17 protein-coding genes are annotated in these 20,326 nt (G+C 62.4%); 11 read left to right on the top strand and 6 right to left on the bottom strand.

What is annotated here, in order from left to right; all coding sequences use genetic code 11:
- From ACE3OH_RS06930 to ACE3OH_RS06920, 3 genes are all read right to left on the bottom strand, one after another.
- The coding region (locus tag ACE3OH_RS06930; protein WP_374349977.1) for a putative sugar O-methyltransferase at positions 1 to 901 on the bottom strand (901 nt) is incomplete at its 3' end.
- Between the two features lie 91 nt (positions 902 to 992).
- Positions 993 to 2,717 carry a response regulator gene (locus tag ACE3OH_RS06925; RefSeq protein WP_374349974.1) on the bottom strand — a complete coding sequence of 575 codons (1,725 nt, stop codon included), beginning with the start codon at positions 2,715 to 2,717 and terminating at the stop codon, positions 993 to 995.
- A 129-nt stretch (positions 2,718 to 2,846) separates the two neighbouring features.
- Positions 2,847 to 5,081, bottom strand: a complete 2,235-nt coding sequence (locus ACE3OH_RS06920; RefSeq protein ID WP_374349971.1) for a UvrD-helicase domain-containing protein — start codon at positions 5,079 to 5,081, stop codon at positions 2,847 to 2,849.
- A gap of 157 nt (positions 5,082 to 5,238) precedes the next feature.
- On the opposite strand from ACE3OH_RS06920, the gene ACE3OH_RS06915 reads away from it, so the two are divergent.
- The 4 genes from ACE3OH_RS06915 (at position 5,239) to ACE3OH_RS06900 (ending at position 10,180) form a co-directional block, all read left to right on the top strand.
- Positions 5,239 to 6,699 (top strand): basic amino acid/polyamine antiporter, encoded by a 1,461-nt coding sequence (locus ACE3OH_RS06915; RefSeq protein ID WP_374349968.1) that lies wholly within the window; start codon positions 5,239 to 5,241, stop codon positions 6,697 to 6,699.
- A gap of 269 nt (positions 6,700 to 6,968) precedes the next feature.
- A complete protein-coding gene (locus ACE3OH_RS06910) occupies positions 6,969 to 8,198 on the top strand; it encodes an arginine deiminase (protein WP_374349965.1) in 1,230 nt (409 codons plus the stop codon).
- A 57-nt stretch (positions 8,199 to 8,255) separates the two neighbouring features.
- Entirely contained in the window at positions 8,256 to 9,263 is a 1,008-nt protein-coding gene (locus ACE3OH_RS06905; protein ID WP_374349962.1) for an ornithine carbamoyltransferase, read from the top strand.
- Positions 9,263 to 10,180 carry a carbamate kinase gene (locus tag ACE3OH_RS06900; protein WP_374349959.1) on the top strand — a complete coding sequence of 306 codons (918 nt, stop codon included), beginning with the start codon at positions 9,263 to 9,265 and terminating at the stop codon, positions 10,178 to 10,180. The genes ACE3OH_RS06905 and ACE3OH_RS06900 overlap by 1 nt, the downstream gene beginning before the upstream one ends.
- Before the next feature lie 159 nt (positions 10,181 to 10,339).
- Here ACE3OH_RS06900 and ACE3OH_RS06895 read toward each other — a convergent pair whose 3' ends face one another.
- The gene (locus ACE3OH_RS06895) at positions 10,340 to 11,317 is read right to left on the bottom strand and encodes a threo-3-hydroxy-L-aspartate ammonia-lyase (protein WP_374349957.1); all 978 of its coding nucleotides are present in this window, start codon (positions 11,315 to 11,317) and stop codon (positions 10,340 to 10,342) included.
- A gap of 21 nt (positions 11,318 to 11,338) precedes the next feature.
- The gene (locus ACE3OH_RS06890) at positions 11,339 to 11,674 is read right to left on the bottom strand and encodes a hypothetical protein (RefSeq protein ID WP_374349954.1); all 336 of its coding nucleotides are present in this window, start codon (positions 11,672 to 11,674) and stop codon (positions 11,339 to 11,341) included.
- 169 nt (positions 11,675 to 11,843) lie between these two features.
- Between ACE3OH_RS06890 and ACE3OH_RS06885 the strand changes: the two genes are divergently transcribed.
- Both ACE3OH_RS06885 and ACE3OH_RS06880 read left to right on the top strand, forming a co-directional pair.
- Entirely contained in the window at positions 11,844 to 13,292 is a 1,449-nt protein-coding gene (locus ACE3OH_RS06885; protein WP_374349952.1) for a PLP-dependent aminotransferase family protein, read from the top strand.
- Between the two features lie 94 nt (positions 13,293 to 13,386).
- On the top strand, positions 13,387 to 14,268 hold the full coding sequence (locus ACE3OH_RS06880) for a DUF3667 domain-containing protein (RefSeq protein ID WP_374349949.1): 882 nt from the start codon (positions 13,387 to 13,389) through the stop codon (positions 14,266 to 14,268).
- Here the strand turns inward: ACE3OH_RS06880 and ACE3OH_RS06875 are convergent.
- A complete protein-coding gene (locus ACE3OH_RS06875; RefSeq protein ID WP_374349947.1) occupies positions 14,227 to 15,207 on the bottom strand; it encodes an NAD-dependent epimerase/dehydratase family protein in 981 nt (326 codons plus the stop codon). The genes ACE3OH_RS06880 and ACE3OH_RS06875 overlap by 42 nt on opposite strands.
- 82 nt (positions 15,208 to 15,289) lie before the next feature.
- Here ACE3OH_RS06875 and ACE3OH_RS06870 point away from each other — a divergent pair, with 82 nt between their 5' ends.
- The 5 genes from ACE3OH_RS06870 (at position 15,290) to ACE3OH_RS06850 (ending at position 20,313) form a co-directional block, all read left to right on the top strand.
- Positions 15,290 to 16,213: a LysR family transcriptional regulator gene (locus ACE3OH_RS06870; RefSeq protein WP_374349945.1), complete on the top strand. Its 924-nt coding sequence runs from the start codon at positions 15,290 to 15,292 to the stop codon at positions 16,211 to 16,213.
- 125 nt (positions 16,214 to 16,338) lie between these two features.
- Entirely contained in the window at positions 16,339 to 17,793 is a 1,455-nt protein-coding gene (locus ACE3OH_RS06865; RefSeq protein WP_374349942.1) for a DNA-3-methyladenine glycosylase 2 family protein, read from the top strand.
- Positions 17,793 to 18,302: a methylated-DNA--[protein]-cysteine S-methyltransferase gene (locus ACE3OH_RS06860; RefSeq protein ID WP_374349940.1), complete on the top strand. Its 510-nt coding sequence runs from the start codon at positions 17,793 to 17,795 to the stop codon at positions 18,300 to 18,302. Before ACE3OH_RS06865 ends, ACE3OH_RS06860 begins: the two co-directional genes overlap by 1 nt.
- A gap of 107 nt (positions 18,303 to 18,409) precedes the next feature.
- Positions 18,410 to 19,222 (top strand): isocitrate lyase/phosphoenolpyruvate mutase family protein, encoded by an 813-nt coding sequence (locus tag ACE3OH_RS06855; protein ID WP_374349937.1) that lies wholly within the window; start codon positions 18,410 to 18,412, stop codon positions 19,220 to 19,222.
- Between the two features lie 260 nt (positions 19,223 to 19,482).
- Positions 19,483 to 20,313: an HDOD domain-containing protein gene (locus ACE3OH_RS06850; protein WP_374349935.1), complete on the top strand. Its 831-nt coding sequence runs from the start codon at positions 19,483 to 19,485 to the stop codon at positions 20,311 to 20,313.
- Positions 20,314 to 20,326: the final 13 nt, after the last annotated feature.

Genomic DNA, 20,326 nt, shown 5'->3' with positions numbered 1-20,326 from the left:
AAGCGCGTTGCCACCCCGCCGGAATTTCATATTCGCTGAACTGCGCAGTATGTGGAACCGTATGTTCCCAACCATTGCGCAAATAAACATGGCCCCCCTGGCTGACCTTGCCAGCCCAGCCCAGATAGGCATTGGTCTGGGCCAGCGACATTTCCTGAAAACTGGCCACATTGATAAAGTAATCGATACTGCCGGCAGCAATTTTCTGTATATCCTGAGCCCCGAGAAACCACAGGTTTTTTTGCAGCAAGCGCCCGCGGTCGAGAAACGGCTGATCCAGACCATACAAATAGTCCGCCACGGAGCAGTCCGGCAATAATTTCGGCAGATAGGTAGATGAAATCAGCAAGGGCTCAGGCAAGTCCAATACGATATAACTGACTTTCGGATTGATCTGCAGCAGCAAATAGCCGATCCTGCCCCAGCCACTGCCCAAATCCGCGACCGTGACCGCTTCAGTGGCAATACCGGGATTCAGCTCATGCAGATTATAGAAATCGTCGATTGAAAACAGCATATCGGGCGAATAGCGTTTGCCATTGATATCAACCGTAGCGCTGACTGACATCGGCTTGCCATCCACCGCAGGAATATAGCTGGGCTTTTCTGCCATGGTCACCGTAATGGTATCGAGCAGATTCAGTACATCGCGCTGCTGCAACAACTGGTAATAGGTCCACATAAACCAGTGAAACAGACGATGATCATCCGGCGTCACGCCACTGAACCGGGTATTGTAATATTCGTCTTCGACGCCGTTGATCCCGAAAGCCTGCATGGCCTTATTGAAATAACGCAACTCGTCTTCCCAGAATTTGCCTGGCGCAAAGGGAAAGCCGCTACGTTGGTTTTCTTCACGCATCCTGGTCAATATTTGCTGCTGCAGCGGCGCTAATGGCATTCGGCTTCCTTGTAATTAGCTGATGAGTCAAACAGCACGACTTTCATTTATTGCTGCGTGCAATGACCTACACAACACGGCAAATGTCGTTTCACACCCTGAAGCGCCGTTTCGCCAGCGCATAGGCATCTTTCAGCTTCAGGTATTTCACGCTGGCGGGCTCCAGCGCCTTGACGCGATTCAGAAACGTTTCTGCCAGTTCCATATATTCCTCATGCCAACCTTTACGTGACACATAGGCCAGCATGGCATTGACCGCATTGAGCATCACCTGGGCATTGGCCGGCATTTCCTCCACCGCATGCAGGAATTTCTGCACCGCGCCTTCCAGGTCACCCGCTTGCGCCATGCGCACTGCCTCGTTATTCACTTCGACAATGGCGCGCGCATTGTCTTCGATCATCTGGTGGCCCATTTCACCACGGCCGATCTTGTCATACATGCGCTGCACCCGGTCCAGCACATCGATATCCTCATGATGATTGCGGATCATCTTCTGCACGATTTCGTTGGCCGCATGATCATTGCCCAACTGGTAACAGGCTTCGGCCAACTCCAGTGCAAAATGCTCGGGCAATTCGGCGGCCACGGTAGAAAACTGCTGCTGCGCTTTTTGCAGCAGCTGCTGGGCGCGTGATTCGTTCTTCTGTTTGATGGCGACCTGGGTTTCCATCACCGTGGCGAGCATTTCGGCTTTCTGGTCAAAGCGGAATTCGCGGCGCACATCGGCCGCCACCTTGGTCGCTTCCAGCACATTGTCGTTGCCCAGATGAGCCTTGGCCAGGCTGGCGTAGTCGGCGGCATCGCGCCAGAACGAGTATTTGCCGATATTGATGGTGTTCTGGAACGACTTCACTGCCGTATCGTAATCGCCATTCTTCATTGCCACCTCGCCCAGCTTCTTATGGCGGGTGACATTGGCGGCCGACAATTCGATGGCACGGGTAAGAATATCCTGCGCTTGCTGGTGCTCATGCTCGGCCTGGTGGATCTTGGCCAGCCAGTCATAGGCTTCCATGATCCGGCTGTTTTCTGCCAACAGGTTTTCGAAAATCTGCCGGGCAGCGCCGTAATCCTTCAGGTGAAACAGCGCCTTGGCCAGCCCCATCTGCGCCCAGGGAATGCTGCGCGCATTCACGATGGTCTGGTAGGTATCGCGGGCCATGGCATAGTCGCCTATGGTCAGGGCGATCTTGCCTTTTACCTTCATGAAATCGAGCAAGAAGCCATCTTTTCGGGCAATGCGCTCATTGCACTCGGCCAGGGCTTTCAGGTAGTCCTGGTTGAGCATGGCCGAATCCAGGCCGGACAACTCTACCTTCTTGCGATAGATGCGATCGAGGCGCTGCTTGAGCTCCTCGCCGGTAAACGGCTTGAGCAGATAGTCATCAGGCGCTTGTTCGGCGGCCGAAATCACCATGCGCGCGCGGCGCTCGCCGGTCACCACCATGAAGATGGCCGAGGGCTTGAGCAGGTTGTGGCTTTTGAGTTCTTCCAAGAGATGCAGGCCATCGTAGCCATGGCCGAGATCGAAATCGCACAGGATGATGTCGTAATCGCTGCGCTTGATCATGCCGATCGCCTCGGTGGCGCGATGGGCATATTCCATCTTGGTGACACCGAAGGTGGACAGGGTGGCATTCATCGCCGAGCGCATTTCCTGTACTGCGTCGATGATCAGAAAGCGCTTGCTGCCATAATTGACTTCCTGGCCGCCGGCAGCATAGGCGCGCTGCAGGCCGTCCATACCGTCATCGCCACCGGCACGGGCGGCGCGAGCGGCGAACAGTGCCGCATTGCCGGCGAATTCTGCCATTTTCCAACTCCCCGAAAGCCAAACATGTATGGGGCAGGGCGGTCGTGGCGACCTGGCCCGCTACGCCGCTGTAACGCGGCGTTTATTCCATGTCGTACAGCAATTCCCGGGCCAGCGGAATGCTGTCGCTCAGCTAAGCAGTGTAAGACGGGCGTACTCCAAAGCAAGCCACTTCAGCCCGGCGCTACCGAAATTCACCTGCACATTGGCGTTTTTGCCTGCGCCGTCGTAGTCCACCACCACGCCCACGCCGAATTTCGGGTGCTCGACACTGGCGCCAATGCGCAAGCCATGCTCGGGCGCTTGTTTTTCGGCCGGCCGGCTCGGCATGGCGGCGGGCGCATAGCCACGATTGAGCCACTTCAGTAGATCTTGCGGAATCTCGCTCAAAAAGCGCGAGGCCACCGAAAAACGCGTCTGACCGTGCAGCATGCGGCTTTGCGCCAGGCTGATATACAGGCGGCGGCGGGCGCGGGTAATGGCGACGTAGGCGAGGCGCCGTTCCTCTTCCACCGCATCCGGGTCGCTGATGCTGTTGTCGTGCGGGAACAGGCCTTCCTCCACGCCGGTGAGAAATACCGCATGGAATTCCAGCCCCTTGGCGGCATGCACCGTCATCAGCTGCAGCGCATCCTGCCCCGGCGCTGCCTCATGCTCGCCGGCCTCCAGGCTGGCCTGGGTGAGAAAGCCGGTGACGCTGTCTTCGTTTTCCTGCACGAAACGCGCCGCTGCCGCTACCAGCTGGGCCAGATTCTCCAGCCGGTCCTGGCCTTCCTTGTCGCTGCGATAAGTCTCGATCAGACCGGATTGCTCGGTGACCAGGCTCACCTGCTCCGGCAGGCTCAGCCCTTCGGCCTGGCTGCGCAGGGTCTCGATCAGGGTGACAAATTTACCCACCGCCGCCGCGCTGCGACCGGCGCCGCCCGAGCAGGCTGCCTGCCAGATACTGCAGCCAACGCCGCGCGCCGTTTCGCCGAGAATCTCCAGGGTGCGATTGCCGATGCCGCGGGCCGGGAAGTTGATTACCCGCAATAGTGCGTTATCGTCGTCCGGATTGTGGATCAGGCGCAAATAGGCCAGCGCATGCTTGACCTCCTGCCGCTCGAAAAAGCGCAGGCCGCCATACACCCGATAGGGCAGACCGGATTGGAACAGGGCATGCTCCAGCACCCGCGACTGGGCATTGGAGCGGTACAGCACCGCCATATCGGCCAGCGGCGTGCCGTCGCGGTGCAGCTGCTTCACTTCGTCGACGACAAATTGCGCCTCTTCAAAGTCGCTAGCTGCCTCGAACACCCGGATCGGGTCGCCAGCGCTCTCCTCGGTCCACAGATTCTTGCCGAGCCGGCCGCGATTGTGCGAGATCAGCGCATTGGCGGCATCGAGGATATTGCCGTGCGAGCGATAGTTCTGCTCCAGGCGGATCACCGTCTCCACCCGGAAATCATTCTGGAAGTCGGCCATATTGCCGACATTGGCACCACGGAAGGCATAGATGGATTGGTCGTCGTCACCGACGGCAACCCCCGCGCCCGCGGGCCCACGGGCCCGGTGGGGTGCCCCCCCCGCGGGCGAGGCCCCAGCGGGCCCCGTGGGGTTGGAAACCCGACCTACACCCCCCACCCGCGCCAGCAGATTCCCCAGCGCATCGCCCTTACCGGCCAGCAGCTTCAGCCACTTGTATTGCAAGCGGTTGGTGTCCTGGAACTCATCGACCAGGATGTAGCGAAAGCGCGCGTTGTAGTGCTGGCGCAGTGCATGGTTGTCGCGCAGCAACTCATAGCTGCGCAGCAGCAGCTCGGCAAAGTCCACCACCCCTTCGCGCCGGCACTGCCGTTCGTATTCCTCGTACAGCTGCTTCATCTGCCGGGTGTAGTCGTCCCAGGCTTCCACTTCGCCGGGACGGCGGCCTTCTTCCTTATTGGCGTTGATAAAGTGCATCAACTCGCGCGGCGGGTATTTCTCGTCGTCGATATTCAGCGCTTTCAACAGCCGTTTGATCGCCGACAGCTGATCGCCCGCGTCGAGAATCTGGAACGCCTCCGGCAAGCCGGCATCGCGCCAGTGCAGGCGTAACAGCCGATTACAAAGGCCGTGGAAGGTGCCGATCCACAGCGAGCGGGCATTGACCGGAATCTGCGCCCCCACCCGCGTCAGCATTTCCTTGGCGGCCTTATTGGTAAAGGTCACCGCCAGAATGCCGTGGGCGTTGACCTGTCCGGTACTCATCAACCAGGCGATGCGGGTGGTCAGCACCCGGGTCTTGCCCGAGCCGGCACCGGCCAGGATCAGGGCCGGCACCGCCGGCAAGGTGACAGCAGCGAGTTGTTCAGGGTTGAGACCGGCAAGCAGATTGGACGACATGAGAGGCTTTCAGAATTCCAGCCGCGATTGTATGCGATGTGCCGGTAGCCCGCGCCGCCGCTGTTCCGCACGTCGGGCTTGACCAGGATCAAGTGGCATGCCCTTGGCCGCACCTAGACTGCCGTCCACTCGCCAACTATTCAGGAGCAATACCACCATGGAAGCCGTGATCAAGGATGGTAGTGCGGGCGCCAGCCGCGTCAGCCCTGCCAAGCAAGGCTCGCTCGGCCTGCTGGGGCTCACCTCGCTGGTGGTCGGCTCGATGATAGGCAGTGGTGCCTTTTCCCTGCCGCAGAACCTGGCGGCCGGCGCTGGCGCCGGTGCGATCCTGATCGGCTGGGTGATCACCGCGGTGGGCATGCTGACCTTGGCGCGGGTATTCCAGATGCTGGCGTTGAGCCGGCCTGATATCAAAGGCGGCGTGTATGGCTATGCGCGGGCCGGCTTTGGTGACTACCTCGGTTTTTCGTCGGCCTGGGGTTACTGGCTGTCGGCCTGGATCGGCAATACCGGCTATCTGGTGCTGCTGTTCTCGGCGCTGTCCTGGTTCTTCCCCGGCGCCGGCTTTGGCGAGGGCAATACCCTGGCGGCAGTAGCCGGGGCATCGGCGTTGCTATGGGCCATGCATGCGCTGGTACTGCGCGGCGCCCATACCGCCGCCCTGGTCAATACGATCGCCACGGTCGCCAAGCTGGTGCCACTGGCGCTGTTTGTAGTGTGCGCCATGCTGGCCGCCAAGATCGACACCCTGCGCTTGGACTTCTGGGGCAGCCCGGCCCTGGGAGGTCTGCTCAGCCAAGTGAAGAGCACCATGCTGGTAACGGTGTGGGCGTTTATCGGCATTGAAGGCGCCAGCGTCTACTCCGGCCGGGCGCGTGCCATGCAGGATGTCGGGCGCGCCACCGTGCTGGGCCTGATGCTGACGCTGGGCTTGCTGATCGCCGTTTCAGTGCTGTCGCTGGCGGTATTGCCGCAGGCTGAGCTGGCGCAGCTGAAAAACCCATCGATGGGTGGCGTGTTATCGCATGTGCTGGGCCCATGGGGCGCGGCACTGGTGAATGGCGGCCTGATCATCTCGGTGGCCGGCGCCTTGCTGGCCTGGACCCTGCTGGCGGCCGAACTACCACATCTGGCGGCACTCGATGGCGTGTTTCCCCGCTTGTTTGGCCGTGCCAACCAGCATGACGCACCGGTCACCGCACTGTGGCTGACCAATCTATGTGTGCAGGGTTTCTTGCTGCTGTCGATGTTTGCCAATGGTGCCTATCTGCTGCTGATCAAGCTGGCCACCTCCACCATCTTGCTGCCCTATCTGCTATGCGCATTATTCGCCCTGATGGTGGCGCGGCAGGACAAGGTCGGCCGAGGCGCGCTGCTGGTGGCGCTGCTGGCCAGCGTATATGGCATCTGGCTGCTGTATGCCGCCGGTCCGGCCTATCTGCTGGTGACCGCTTTTCTGTATGCGCCCGGCGTGGCGGTGTATGGCTGGGCGCGGCGCGAAGCCGGCCTGCCGTTTGCCAGCCGCGCCGACTGGCCGTGGCTGGCGCTCACCGGCCTATCGCTACTGGCCTGCCTGCTGGCGCTGGCCACCGGCTGGCTCGATCTGGCCAAGCTTTAGGGAAGCGCCGAGCAAATCCGGTGCTTCAGTAAACCCCTTGATTTGGGCGCGGTTTGCAAAACAGCGCACGTCGCGGCTGGCGGTGCCCAGCGCACAGAAAGCTCGGTCGTATTGGCGTACATGGGAATTTCGACCCTGACGCAAACCTCGCTCTTGAGTGCCCCCGTCCGCTCACACGTGCGGGGAGCGCCAAGGCCAATTTCCAGTGTGCAGCAGCTTTGTAATCGGTTGCTGCGCCAGTTGATTCAAGCTACTCAAGAAAGACCATCATGACCCATTCCCTTGGCGTTCACTCCGAAGCCGGCCGGCTGCGTACCGTGCTGGTGTGCCGCCCCGGCCTTGCCCATCGCCGGCTGACGCCGGCCAATTGCGAAAGCCTGCTGTTTGACGATGTGCTGTGGGTAGAGCGGGCAGCCGAGCATCATGCCGAGTTTGTCAGCCGCATGGCCGAGCGCGATGTGGAAGTACTGGAACTGCACGATCTGCTGGGCGAGGTTTTGCAGCAGCCGGGTGCGCGTAGCTGGCTGCTTGATCGCAAGATCAATCCCGATGAAATCGGCATCGGCATGCTCGACGAGCTGCGCGGCTGGCTGGATGAGCTGCCCGCCGCCCGGCTGGCCGAGCTGATGATAGGCGGCATCGCCAAGGGCGAATTGCCGTTCGATGCGCGCGATTTGTTCGGCGGCTATCTGGAAGGCAGCGACTTTGTTGTGCCGCCCCTGCCCAACAGCCTGTTCACCCGCGATTCCAGCTGCTGGATTTATGGCGGCGCTACCCTCAACCCGATGTACTGGCCGGCGCGCCGCCGTGAAACCCTGCTGCTGGCGGCGGTGTATCGCTTTCACCCGCGCTTTGCCGGCAAGGCGACCATCTGGTGGGGCGACCCGGACCAGCAACATGGCCAGGCAAGCCTGGAAGGCGGCGATGTGATGCCGGTCGGCAAAGGCGTGGTACTGGTCGGCATGGGCGAGCGCACCAGCCCGCAAGCGGTGCTGCAACTGGCGCGCCAGCTGTTCAAGTCCGGCGCCGCCAACCGGGTAGTGGCCTGCCAGATGCCACGCCAGCGTGCGCAAATGCATCTGGATACCGTGCTGAGTTTTCTCGATGTGGATTTTGTCAGCGTGTACCGCGACTGCGTCGACCATATCAAGGCGACCAGCATTCTGCCGGCCGACAGTGCCAGCGGCCTGCGTTTCGAGCGCCATGCTGCACCCTTGCTCGATGTGATCGCCGACGTGCTGGGGCTCGGTTCGCTGCGGGTGCTGACCACCGGCGGCGATGTGTTCGAGGCCGAGCGCGAGCAGTGGGATGACGGCAATAACGTGGTGGCGCTCGACCGCCGGGTGGTGATTGCCTACGACCGCAATGTGGAAACCAACCGCAAGATGCGCGCCGCCGGCGTGGAAGTGATCGAAATCCCCGGCAGCGAGCTGGGCCGCGGTCGCGGCGGCGGCCATTGCATGACCTGCCCTATCGTGCGTGACCCGATCGATGTCTGATTGCACTCGCCGACGCCGACCAAAACAGTACAACGCCTGCCCAGGAGGATACGAAACATGGCCTACAACCTGCACAACCGCAGCTGCCTGCAATTGCTCGACTACACCCCGACCGAAATCCGCTACCTGCTTGATCTGTCGGAAGACCTGAAACGCGCGCGGCGCGCCGGTAGCGAGCGCCAGCATCTGGCCGGCAAGCAGATCGCCCTGGTATTCGAAAAAACCTCCACCCGCACCCGCTGCGCTTTCGAAGTGGCAGCGCACGATCAGGGCGCGCATATCACCTATCTCGACCCGAGCGGCTCGCAGATCGGCCACAAGGAGTCGGTAAAAGACACCGCACGGGTATTGGGCCGCTTTTACGACGCCATCGAATATCGCGGTTTTTCGCAGGAAACGGTCAGCGAGCTGGCGCGCCATGCCGGCGTACCGGTGTACAACGGCCTGACCGACGAGAGCCACCCGACCCAGATGCTGGCCGATGTGCTGACCATGCGCGAGCACAGCGACAAGCCCCTGAGCCAGATTGCCTACTGCTATGTGGGCGACGCCCGCAACAATATGGGCAACTCGCTGCTGAGCGTTGGCGCCCTGCTGGGCATGGATGTGCGCATTGCCGCACCGCGCGCGCTATGGCCCAACGAGGCCCTGGTGGCGCAGTGCCAGGCGATTGCCGCCCAGACCGGCGCCCGCATCCTGCTGACCGAAGACCCGCAGGCCGGCGTGGCCGGTGTCGATTTCATCCACACCGATGTCTGGGTGTCGATGGGCGAGCCGCACGAGGTATGGGCAGAGCGGATCACCCTGCTCAAGCCCTACCGTGTCGATATGGCCTTGCTCAAGGCCAGCGGCAACCCGCGGGTGCGTTTTATGCACTGCCTGCCGGCGCTGCACGACGCCAGCACCAAGCTTGGTCGCGAAATCGCCGAAGCGTTTGCCATGCCCGATGGCGTCGAAGTCAGCAATGAAGTGTTCGAGTCGCCGGCTTCCATCGTGTTTGATCAGGCGGAAAACCGCATGCACACCATCAAGGCCCTGCTGGTCGCCACCCTGGGAGATGTGTGATGCGCATCGTCGTCGCCCTGGGCGGCAATGCCCTGCTGCAAAAAGGCGAGCCGCTCGACGCCGTCACCCTGCGCCGCAATGTCGCCACCGCCTGCACGGCCATTGCCCGGCTGGCTGAGGGCAATGAGCTGATCATCGTGCACGGCAATGGGCCGCAAGTGGGCCTGTTGGCACTGCAGAACGCCGCCTATACCGCCACCGAGGCCTATCCGCTCGATGTGCTTGATGCCGAGAGCGAGGGCATGATCGGCTATCTGATCGAATCGGAGCTATCGAGCCGGCTGCCGGCCGAGCGCGCCGTCGCCACCTTGCTTACCCGAGTGGAAGTGGCGGCAGATGACCCGGCCTTTGCCGCCCCCAGCAAGCCGATCGGCCCGTATTACAGCGAAGCGGAAAGCCAGACGCTGGCAGCACAGCGCGGCTGGCAGTTCGTCCGCAATGGCGACAGCTTCCGCCGGGTGGTGCCCAGCCCGCTGCCACAGCGCCTGGTGGATGCCCGGCCGGTGCAGTGGCTGTTGCAGCAGCACGCGGTGGTGATCTGCGCCGGCGGCGGCGGCATTCCGGTGCTGGCCGACGGCGCCACCCGGCGCGGCGTGGAAGCGGTCATCGACAAGGACCGCTGCGCCGCCCTGTTGGCCAACACCCTGCACGCCGACCTGCTACTGATCGTCACCGGCGTCACCGGCGTGTACCGCCATTTCAACGAGCCGCAAGCCGAACTGCTGCCGCGCCTGCAACCCGGCATGCTGGACGCCGGCCAGCTACCCGCCGGCTCGATGGGCCCGAAACTGAGCGCCGCCATCGACTTTGTCCGCCAAGGTGGCCAGCGCGCAGCTATCGGGAGCCTTGATCAGGTGTTGGCGCTGGCGGATGGGCGTGGTGGAAGCCAGTTGTGGCGCGAGGACTGGCGCGACTAAGCAGGAAAGCGCCAAACATCTCCATATTCGCGCCAACAGAGCGGTTCTCCCGCCAGGACTCGGGCGGTGGCGTGCAAGAGAAAAAGGCATCAACGAACGATCTCCTGTCGCTTGAGGCCAGCGTTTCCCGAGAGTGGCGATACTGCTTGCACACACGCGCTATTGGGCACTGCCCGAGGCAATCAGGCTGGCAAAGCGGTTCAGATCGATATTGCCGCCGGATAGCACGATGCCGACCCGCTTGCCGGCCAGATCGAGCTTGCCGTGCAGTGCGGCGGCGGCGGCCAGGGCGCCGGTGGGTTCCACCACCAGCTTCATCCGCTCGGCCAGAAAGCGCATGGTGGCTATCAGTTCGTTGTCACTGACCGTGACGATGCCGTCCACCAGAGCCTGGATCACCGGAAAGGTCAGCTCGCCTACCTGACGGGTTTGCGCGGCATCGGCAATGGTGTCGGGGGTGTCGATCAGGATGCGCTCACCGGCAGCCAGACTGCGTTGCACATCGTTGCCGGCCTCGGGTTCCACGCCATACACCTGGCAGTCTGGCCGCAAGGCTTTTACCGCGGTGGCAATGCCGGACAGCATGCCGCCACCGCCGATCGGTGCCAGCACGACATCGAGCTCACTCACCTGTTCCAGCAGCTCCAGCGCCAGGGTGCCCTGGCCGGCCATCACGCCGACATGGTCAAACGGCAGGATCAGCGCCTTGCCGTGCTGCTCGGCAAAAGCACGCGCCAGCGCCGCCGGCATCTCGCGCATGCGGTCGAAATGGCGCACCTCGGCGCCATAGCCACGGGTGGCCGCCTGCTTGATCGCCGGTGCATCGGACGGCATGAAGACCGTGGCCGGCACGCCCATCAGCTGTGCCGCCAAGGCCAGTGCCTGGCCGTGGTTGCCCGATGAATAGGCCACCACACCGGCACGCCGCTGCGCCTCATCCAGCTGGGCGATGGCGTTGTAGGCGCCTCGCAGCTTGAATGCGCCCACTCTTTGCAGGTTTTCGCATTTGAAAAACAGCTCGGCACCGCTGCGCGCATTGGCGGTGCGCGACTGCATCACCGGCGTGATATGGGTGATGCCGGCCAAGCGGCTGCGGGCAGCCACTACGTCGTTGAAATCAATGGCAAGTGCAGACATGGCAATTTCCTGGTGCGTTATTCAGGCAAGCAGCTGTTGCAGCTGGCAAAGCAAGCGCTGTTTCAGTGCAAGGAGGCGCTTGCCGCCAGGGGTATCGTTTGGGGCCGGTTGCCGGATAAGGCGCAACTGGACGTCGGAATCGGCGCAGATGGTAATCCAGCCGCTTGCGACCAGCACGTGCGTAGTACCGGCTAGCAAGCGCTGCGGTGGTTGAAATACCGTGTCAGCCAGCCAGGATGGCGCCTCGCTCAGCTGCAGCCGGCCCTGTTGCACCAGCAGCAGATCGCCGCAGCGAACCTGGAATTGGCGGGTCTGCCCGGAACTCAGGCTATGTTGTAGGGCAGGAAGCGCTGGCATGGGCCATCCTTGGCGTGGTTTCAGGTGCCGCCAGCTTAGGCAAGATGACCACGCTTGCTCAGGCATAGACCGGCAGCATTGCGTGCATAACAGTCGTTCCCGCCGACAACTGTTATGGTTCAGACAGACAAATTCTGTATCTGTTGTGCCCTCGGGCAGGGCGCGCACAATGCCGCGTATGGATACCTTGCCGCTCTATCGCCAACTGGCAAACCATTATCGCCATGCCATTGCGGCCGGCACGCTGGCAGCGGGGGAGCGCCTGCCCTCGGTGCGGGTGATGATGCAGCGCCATGGCGTCAGCCTGACCACAGCCTTGCAAGCCTGTCGCCAGCTCGAGGCCGACGGGGTTGTCGAGGCGCGGCCGCGCTCCGGCTATTTTGTGCGTAGCCGCCGCAGCGGCGCGCTGGCGCCGGCCAGCGAGCCGGTGTCCGGCCTGCCGGACCCGGCGCAGTACATCGGCATCCACCCGCGCGTTTCCCATATCATCGCCGCCGGGCAGCAGGCACAGGTGAATGTGAACCTGTCTGGCGCCGCCGGCGCACCGGCGCTCTACCCGACTGCCGCCCTGCACAGCGCATCCATCAATGCCCTGCGCAAATTGCACGATGTCGAAGGCGTCTATGGCCAGCCGGCACCGCCGAGCGGGCATCCGGCCCTGCGCGATATTTTGGCCAAGCGCGCATTGGCAGCCGGCATCACCATCAGCCAGGACGACATCATCATTACCCATGGCTGTATCGAAGCACTGAATCTGGCCCTGCGGGCGGTAAGCCAGCCAGGCGACGTGGTGGCGGTGGAGTCGCCGACCTTTTTCGGCCTGCTGCAGATTCTGGAAAGCCTTGGCCTGCGCGCCGTGGAGATTCCGGCCAGCCCGAGCACCGGTCTGTCGCTGGAAGCCTTGCAACTGGCAGCGCAAACCTATGCCGGTATCCGCGCCGTAGTAGTGGTGCCGAATCTGCAGAATCCGCTGGGCTGCATCATGCCCGACTCGCAAAAGGCGGCGCTGGTTGCCTGGTGCGAGCAGCAGGATATTGCCCTGATAGAAGACGATACCTATAGCGTGCTGGCCGATAGTGAAGTGCAGCCAACGGCATTGAAAAGCTGGGATCGTAGCGGCAATGTCATTCACTGCGCCTCGCTGCACAAGACCTTGGCGCCGGGCTTGCGCCTGGGCTGGATCAGCGCCGGACGCTGGCAGGCGCGGGTGGCCATGCTCAAATATGCGCAATCGCGCGGCAATGAGTTGCTGCCGCAGCTGGCAGTGAGCGATTTCATGGCATCGGGCGCCTACGAGCGGCATTTGCGCCGCTTGCGTACCGCCTTGCAGCACCAGCGCGGCCAGATGGCCGATGCGATTGCCAGCTATTTCCCGGCCGGCACCCGCCTCAATGTGCCGGCCGGCGGCGTGGCGCTGTGGGTGGAATTGCCCGAGGGCGCCTCATCGGAGCGGCTATTCCATCAGGCTTTGCACGAGGGCATTCGCATTTCGCCCGGCCTGATGTATTCAAATTCACGACGCTTTGATCGCCATATCCGCCTGTGCTTTGGCGCGCCATACAGCCGCGAGATGGACCATGCCCTCAGGCGCCTGGCCACCTTGGCACTGAGTGTCTGATACCGGCTACTGGCGCAAACCAGCTTGGCAACCATGCTATGGTTGCGTCTGCAGCCATACAGCCGGCCCTTGCGGCCACCAGCAAGCGCCCACCATGACCGAGTCTGCCGCCACGCCAGCATCGCACTGCCCGAACTGCCAGCATGAATTTGGCACGATCACACCCAAATTCTGCCCCGCCTGTGGCCAGGAAAGCCATATCAAGCCGCCCACCTTGGGCGAGTTGGCCCAGCAGTTCGGTGGCGCCTATCTGTCTACCGAAGGCGCGCTGTGGCGCACGCTCAAGCTGCTGCTGTTCAGGCCGGGCGAGCTGACCCGCCAATATCTGGCTGGCCGGCGTAAACACTATGTGTTGCCATTGCGGCTCTATCTGACCGTAAGCGTGGTGGTGATCCTGATCTGGCGCTCGACCGTACAGGTCGATACCGCATCCATCCTGGAGCATGCGCAAGACCCGGCCAAACTGCCGAGCTATTCGCTTATCGAGGTCGATGACCTGCGGGTTGGCGTCAGCAAGGGGCAATTTGTCTGTACCGGCCTGTCGGCCAGCTGGTGTGCCCGCTTGCAAGACCGTCTGCCGCGTAGCAACGAAGCGGTACGGCAACGCTTTATTCGGCTCCAGGAGCGCCTGTCGCATGGCTGGAGTCAGGTGTTGTTCCTGCTGATGCCAGGGTTTGCCGTCTGCCTTGCTCTGCTATATCGCTCGCGCCGCTTGCGCTACACCGAGCACCTGGTGTTTTCGCTGCATTTGCACAGCTACTGGTTTGTGGCGCTGGGATTAATGCGTATTTCCCTGCAGCCATTGCAACTGGCAGCGCTGACCAGCATGCCCATCTATGCGCTATTGGCCATGTACCGAGTGTATGGCGGACGCTGGTGGGGCCTGTTGCCGCGTGCTCTGCTGCTCTTTGTGTTTTATCTAGTGTTGATCCTGCTATGCGTGATTGGCTTTGCCCTGCTCGCCTTCCTGTTGTGATTGCCCGACCGCCTGCAGGCACTGGCGGATGCCGCTTGGGTAGTCGGTGCGCGGCAGGGGGCCGATCAGCTGTGCCAGTGCGCTATCGTCCATGATCACCGGCTCGGTCAGCAGATAATGCATCTCCACCATTTCGCGCAACATCGGATTGAATAGCCCGAGCAGGCGCAACAAGGTTTTGCCTATCACTCGGCGCTTGAGTACGCGGCCACTCTGCCGCTCGATTTCGTCGATGATGGCCTGCTGGCTGCTTGACCCCGAGCCGGCATAGTGCCAGCTGTGGCCGAATGCTTGCGGCTGTGCCAGCAATTTGATGATCAGCGGCCCGACATCGGGCACAAAGACAAACTGGTGCGGGCGATCCAATGGGCCGATCAGGGCGGCAGTGCCATGTTTTGCGGCAGCGGCAAAGGCGCCGCCGAGAAAACTCTTGTCCAGGCCGGGACCGTAAAAATCGGGCAGCCGCAAGATGCACGCCTGAATCGCCCCGGCGGCATGGGCAGCCAGCAGCAGGTCTTCCTGCGCCTTGCGCATCCGGCCCTTGAAAGTATGCGGATGGCGCGCCTGCTGCTCGGAGATGGGCGCCGAGCCTACCCGGCCATAGGGATAGACAGTGCCGATCAACAGCAGCCGGCTGACACCCTCGGCTACCGCACCGGCGAGCGTCTTTTCCATCAGCTGCGGATGCAGCTCGAAACGCCAGTAGTCCACCCCGACCAGATAAACCAGGGTATCGATTCCATGCGCCGCCCGGCGCACCGATTCGGGGTCGTCCGGGTTCCACACCACGATTTCCGCCAAAGGGTCGTCACCGAATTGTGCTTGCAGGGCGGCGCGTGAGCGGCCGACCACCCGGTAAGCGCGATTCTGGCTGCGCAAGGCGGCGGCGAGGCTGTGACCGATGGCACCGCAGGCGCCGAACAAGGCGATTTTTGGCATGGTGGGCTTTCGCGAGTGGGAATGGTGTTCAGCGTATCGACACCGCAAACATCAATCCAATACATGTTTCATATGGCGTAATATGCACAATATGAATTTGCGCGCCATTGATCTCAACCTGCTGGTGATACTCGACGCCTTGCTGGCCGAGCAAAGTGTTACCCGCGCCGCCAGCCACCTGCATTTGTCGCAACCGGCGGTCAGCCATGCGCTCGACCGTCTGCGCAGCCTGTTCGACGACCCGCTGCTGGAGCGGCGTGGCGCGCAAATGGCCCTCACCGCGCGCGCCGAAGCAATCAAACTGCGCCTGAGCTTGCTGCTGGCAGAAGCCCATGAGCTGATCGACCCGCCGCAAATACCCCTGCTTGAGCTGCAGCAGACGGTGCGACTGTCGATGGCCGACTACCCTTGCGCCGTGCTGCTGCCCATGCTGTGGTCGCGCCTGCAGCGTATTGCGCCGGGCATCCAGCTGGTATGCCAGGACTGGCGCGATGGCGCCCGCGAGCTGGAGCGTTTGCAGCGCGGCGAGGTGGATATCGCGCTATCGCTATTCCCTGAAGTGCCGGCCGATATCTGCCAGCTGGTGCTGGGGCGCGAAGACTATGTCGGCATTGCCCGGCGCGATCATCCGATTGCCGCCGCGCCGGATATCGAAGCCTATTGTCGCTATCCGCACGTGCTGGTTTCCGCCAGCGGCGCGCTGCGCACGCCGTTTGATGCGCTGCTGGCCGAGCAGGGCCTGCAGCGGCGGGTCGGGCTGTCGGTCAGCAGTTTTCTGGCGGTGCCGAGCGTGGTGGCGGCGTCCGATGCGCTGGCCCTGGTACCGCGCCTGCTGGCACAGCATTGGCCCGGCATGGCCGGTGTGCGCCAGTTCACCCCGCCACTGAGCCCGCCACCCTATCCGGCCCAGCTCGGCTACCACCGCCGTCGCAGCCGCGATGCCGGAGTAATGGCGGTGGTGGACTGCATCAAGGCCATCTGCGCCGAGGTGTTGATGCCGGTTTAACGCACCGGCAATTCCGGCGGACATAATGAGAGGCTCCCAAGCCACACTACAGATAGTATCGAGCAGATGAACAGCCCGATCTACCCACCTGCCGCAGCCGCCGCACCTTATGCCGGGGAGACAGCATGAGCGCCGCCGACGACCAGTTCCGCTATGCGCGCATCGTGGCGAAAGATCGTGCCTATGACGGGCAGTTCCTCACCGGCGTGCACACCACCGGCATCTACTGCCTGCCATCGTGCCCGGCGCGCAAACCCAAATTCGAGAATGTCAGCTTCTTCGACGAAGAGGCCGAGGCGCTTGCTGCCGGGCTGCGGCCGTGCAAGCGCTGCCGGCCGGATATCTATCACCGTGGCAGCGATTGGGATGCCGAGCTGTACCAGAACTTGCTGGCCCGCTTGCGTTGCGATATCACCGCCGTAAAAACCGTGGCGGATCTGTGCGCGCTTTCCGGCATCAGCTCCTCCAAGTTCAATGAGCTGCTGCGCGTACATGGCCATCTGCGCCCCACCGCCCTGCTGCGCCGCGAGCGCGTGCACCGGGTGAAAGCGCTATTGCTGGAAACGAAGGACAAGGTGATCGACGTCGGCCATGCCGCCGGTTTCGACAGCGAGGCCACCTTTCACCGGCAGTTTTCATTGGCTACCGGCCTGACTCCGGGCGCCTATCGCGCCTTGCGCGACGCGGACGGATTCCTGATCCAGCTGCCGGCCAATTATGCGGCAGCCGATGTACTGGGCTATTTCGCCCGCGATCCGGCGCAACTGGCCGAGCGGGTGAGCGGTCGCACCGTGTGCAAGGCCTTCACCACGGAAAATGGCCCGGCCATCCTCAGCATCGAATTTCGCGACGACAGCCGCCATGCCTGGTGCCAGTGGCATGCCGATCGACCGCTATCGCTGGCCGATCGCGCCCATGCCCATGCCCTGGCGGTGCGCATGCTGGGCCTGAGCCATGATGCACCGGCGTTTGAAGCCCGCGCCAACAGCGAACCGGAAATAGCACGGTTGCTCGGCGCACGCACCGGCCTGCGCCCGCCGCTGACGGCAACGGTGTTCGAGGCCCTGGTGTGGGCGATTGTCGGTCAGCAGGTCAATATCCGCTTTGCTACCACGCTGCGCAGCGTCGCCATCGAGCTGGCCGGCCAGCGGGTTAGCGGCTCAAGCCTCTACCTGCACCCGTCGCCAAGCCAGCTGGCCGGGCTGGATGTGGCAGATCTGACTTCGCGCAAATTCTCCGGCTCCAAGGCCGCCTATCTGCTCGGCGCCGCGCAATCCGTAGCGAGCGGCGCCTTGGCGCTGGAAACGCTGCGCGATGGCTCGGCGCTATTGGCCGAGCGTGCCCTGTTGGCCTTGCGCGGCGTGGGCCCATGGTCGGCCGCCTATGTGATGCTGCGCGGCATCGGTTTCGATGACTGCGTGCCGGTCGGCGATTCCGGTCTCAATGAAGGGCTCAAGCGATTCTTCGCCCTGCCGGAGCGACCCGACCCCGCCCGCACCCGGCAGCTGATGCAGGTGTTTTCGCCGCACTGCACGCTGGCCACCAGCCATCTGTGGGCCAGCCTGAAGGAGGGCGGCTGATGGCGGTTTTTGGTCAGTTCGATAGCCGTTTCGGCCCGATTTCCGCCAGCCTTGATTCGCACGGCCGCCTACGGCGTCTGGTGTTTCTGGACGGCGACTCGCCGGACAAAGCACCCAGCGCAGGCGAGATGCGCGACGACGGGGCATTGGCGCCGCTGGCGGGGCAGCTTGATGAATTCTTCCAAGGCCTCCGCCGCACATTCGACCTGCCGCTAGCGCCAATCGGTACGCCGTTTCAGCAGCAGGTGTGGGCGGCATTGCAAGCGATTCCGTTTGGCGAAACCCGCAGCTATGGCGAACTGGCAAATAGTCTGGGCTTGCCATCTGGCGCGGCCCGCGCGGTCGGGCGCGCCAATGGCAGCAACCCGATCGCCCTGATCATCCCTTGCCACCGGGTGATCGGTGCGAATGGCGCGCTGACCGGCTATGCTGGCGGGCTGGCGCTGAAGCAGCGCTTGCTGGAATTCGAATTCAATTGGGCTGATGACGGTTTGTTTCGCCAGCCTTGACCCTCACGCTGCGGCAGCCCGTACATGCATATTGGCCGGCAACAGGAAACCGGCTGCTGCGTGCTTGCGCTTAACCCCTTCATCACCGACCCTGAAAAGGACGCATCATGCCGAACCCTCAGCTCCTCGCCAAAATTGCCCGATTCCGCCAATTGCACAGCGAGGGAGGCCTGCTGCTGGCCAATGCCTGGGATCTGATGACCGCCCGACTTGCCGAACATGCCGGCTATGCGGCGATTGCCACCACCAGCGCCGGGGTGTCGTGGACGCTGGGCAGCCGCGACAACCAATCGGCGCCACGCAAGCTGGCGATGCAGCAAGCAACGGCCATTGCGTCTGCCACTACGCTGCCGGTGAGTATGGATTTGCAAAATGGCTTGCTGGAAGCCGGCGAAACCATGGCCGATCTGGTGGACGAGCTGATAGCGGCTGGCGTAGTGGGGGTAAATATCGAAGACGCCAACAGCGGCACGATGCTGAGTACGGCCGATGCGGCGTCGCGACTTGAGCAATTGCGGGCAGCAGCAGATGCAAAGGGTTACCCCTTGTTCATCAACGCGCGCATGGATGCCTACTTTCGTGGCGAATGCCGGGAGGCCGACGGCTTGATCGCCCGCGCGCGCGCCTATGTGGCCGCGGGCGCAGATGGCATCTTCATTCCCTTCCTGCAAGACTTGGACCTGTGTCGGGAGATCGCCGATGCCATTGTGGTGCCGCTGAATGTGCTGGCCTTGCCCGGCGGCCCAGGTGCGTCGCAATTGTTCGCGGCAGGCGTGCGCCGGCTCAGTGCCGGCTCCTTCCTGGTCGAATCGGCCTATGGGCAGGTGCTGGACAAGATGCGCACCTTTCGCCGCGACGGTGTCTTGCAGGCCGAGGATAGTCATCTAGCCTATGCAGCCCTTGACCAGCTGTTAGCCTAGGCTCTGCGCCACTACGGATGCGCGGCCGGTAATCTGCCGGGGAGGGGTAGATCGGTGTCGCCCGCGCAGCATCGGCGTGGGCGATTGCCATTGGCCGATATGTGCCCATGGCGCAAGAAATCAGCAGATTGACAATGCCAATGTGAGCAATGCCAATCCTCGTGCTTGAGCAGTCGCAATTGCGCGCTGCGTCTTATACTGGCGGGTAGTCCAACGCAGGTATCAGCATGCATGTCATTTCACCAGACCTTGAAAAGCGGTTGAGCGCAGCTGTCGACCGCATGCCGGTCTTTCCCAAAAGCGTACAGCGCATTCTGGAGCTGACGCGCGACATCAATTGCCTGCCACGCGATATCGTGGCGGTAATTGAAAAAGACCCGATCATTACCATCAAACTGCTCAAGCTGATCAATTCTGCGTATTACAGCCTGCCCAATAAAATTACTTCGATCAAACAGTCGGTGGTGCACCTGGGCATCAATACGGTCAAGAACCTTGCCTTGAGCTTCTCCGCCATCGGCATGTTGCCAAGCCAGAACGGCGCCGGCTTTGATATGCAGGGCTACCTGATGCACTCGCTAGTCAGCGCCAATATCGCTCGCCGCATCGGCGAAGTCTGTGCGGCAGGCGAAGTTGACCCGACCGATTGTTATATTGCCGGGCTGCTGCACGATTTCGGCAAGGTGGTATTTGCACAGTTCATGGCAGAAGAATTTGGCCGGGCACTTGCCTATTCCCGTGACGCCAATCTGCCGCTGCATAAGGCGGAAGTAGCGACCATGGGCGTCGACCATACCCTGGTCGGGGCGATGCTGGCGCGCCGCTGGCAGTTTCCTGCCGAACTGGTCGATTGCATTGATGGCCACCACGGCCCAGTGTTCGCCACACCGCTGGCCCAGTGCCTGTATGCGGCCGATTGCCTGAGTGAACAGCTGGGATACGGGGCAGCAGACAATCTCGGCGCCGAGCATGACAAACCTCAGTGGCCAGAGCGCTTTGGCGCCGATGTCGATGCGCTGGTCAGCCGGCTAGGCTCGTTTGACGACATCATCAGCGAAGCCGAGCAGTACGCAAAAATGGGGCGCGAGTAATGAAATTCCGGTT

This window comes from Chitinimonas sp. (genome assembly GCF_041904975.1).
Classification (GTDB): domain Bacteria; phylum Pseudomonadota; class Gammaproteobacteria; order Burkholderiales; family Chitinimonadaceae; genus Chitinimonas.
This window is presented reverse-complemented; position numbering and strand designations above follow the sequence as displayed.

Coding starts and splice junctions, on each gene's coding strand:
- ACE3OH_RS06890 (WP_374349954.1), bottom strand. CDS start 11,674: ATGCCAGCGCTTCCTGCCCTACAACATAGCCTGAGTTCCGGGCAGACC.
- ACE3OH_RS06870 (WP_374349945.1), top strand. CDS start 15,290: ATGCACAATATGAATTTGCGCGCCATTGATCTCAACCTGCTGGTGATA.
- ACE3OH_RS06885 (WP_374349952.1), top strand. CDS start 11,844: ATGCCGCGTATGGATACCTTGCCGCTCTATCGCCAACTGGCAAACCAT.
- ACE3OH_RS06855 (WP_374349937.1), top strand. CDS start 18,410: ATGCCGAACCCTCAGCTCCTCGCCAAAATTGCCCGATTCCGCCAATTG.
- ACE3OH_RS06910 (WP_374349965.1), top strand. CDS start 6,969: ATGACCCATTCCCTTGGCGTTCACTCCGAAGCCGGCCGGCTGCGTACC.
- ACE3OH_RS06915 (WP_374349968.1), top strand. CDS start 5,239: ATGGAAGCCGTGATCAAGGATGGTAGTGCGGGCGCCAGCCGCGTCAGC.
- ACE3OH_RS06880 (WP_374349949.1), top strand. CDS start 13,387: ATGACCGAGTCTGCCGCCACGCCAGCATCGCACTGCCCGAACTGCCAG.
- ACE3OH_RS06860 (WP_374349940.1), top strand. CDS start 17,793: ATGGCGGTTTTTGGTCAGTTCGATAGCCGTTTCGGCCCGATTTCCGCC.
- ACE3OH_RS06865 (WP_374349942.1), top strand. CDS start 16,339: ATGAGCGCCGCCGACGACCAGTTCCGCTATGCGCGCATCGTGGCGAAA.
- ACE3OH_RS06900 (WP_374349959.1), top strand. CDS start 9,263: ATGCGCATCGTCGTCGCCCTGGGCGGCAATGCCCTGCTGCAAAAAGGC.
- ACE3OH_RS06920 (WP_374349971.1), bottom strand. CDS start 5,081: ATGTCGTCCAATCTGCTTGCCGGTCTCAACCCTGAACAACTCGCTGCT.
- ACE3OH_RS06925 (WP_374349974.1), bottom strand. CDS start 2,717: ATGGCAGAATTCGCCGGCAATGCGGCACTGTTCGCCGCTCGCGCCGCC.
- ACE3OH_RS06905 (WP_374349962.1), top strand. CDS start 8,256: ATGGCCTACAACCTGCACAACCGCAGCTGCCTGCAATTGCTCGACTAC.
- ACE3OH_RS06875 (WP_374349947.1), bottom strand. CDS start 15,207: ATGCCAAAAATCGCCTTGTTCGGCGCCTGCGGTGCCATCGGTCACAGC.
- ACE3OH_RS06895 (WP_374349957.1), bottom strand. CDS start 11,317: ATGTCTGCACTTGCCATTGATTTCAACGACGTAGTGGCTGCCCGCAGC.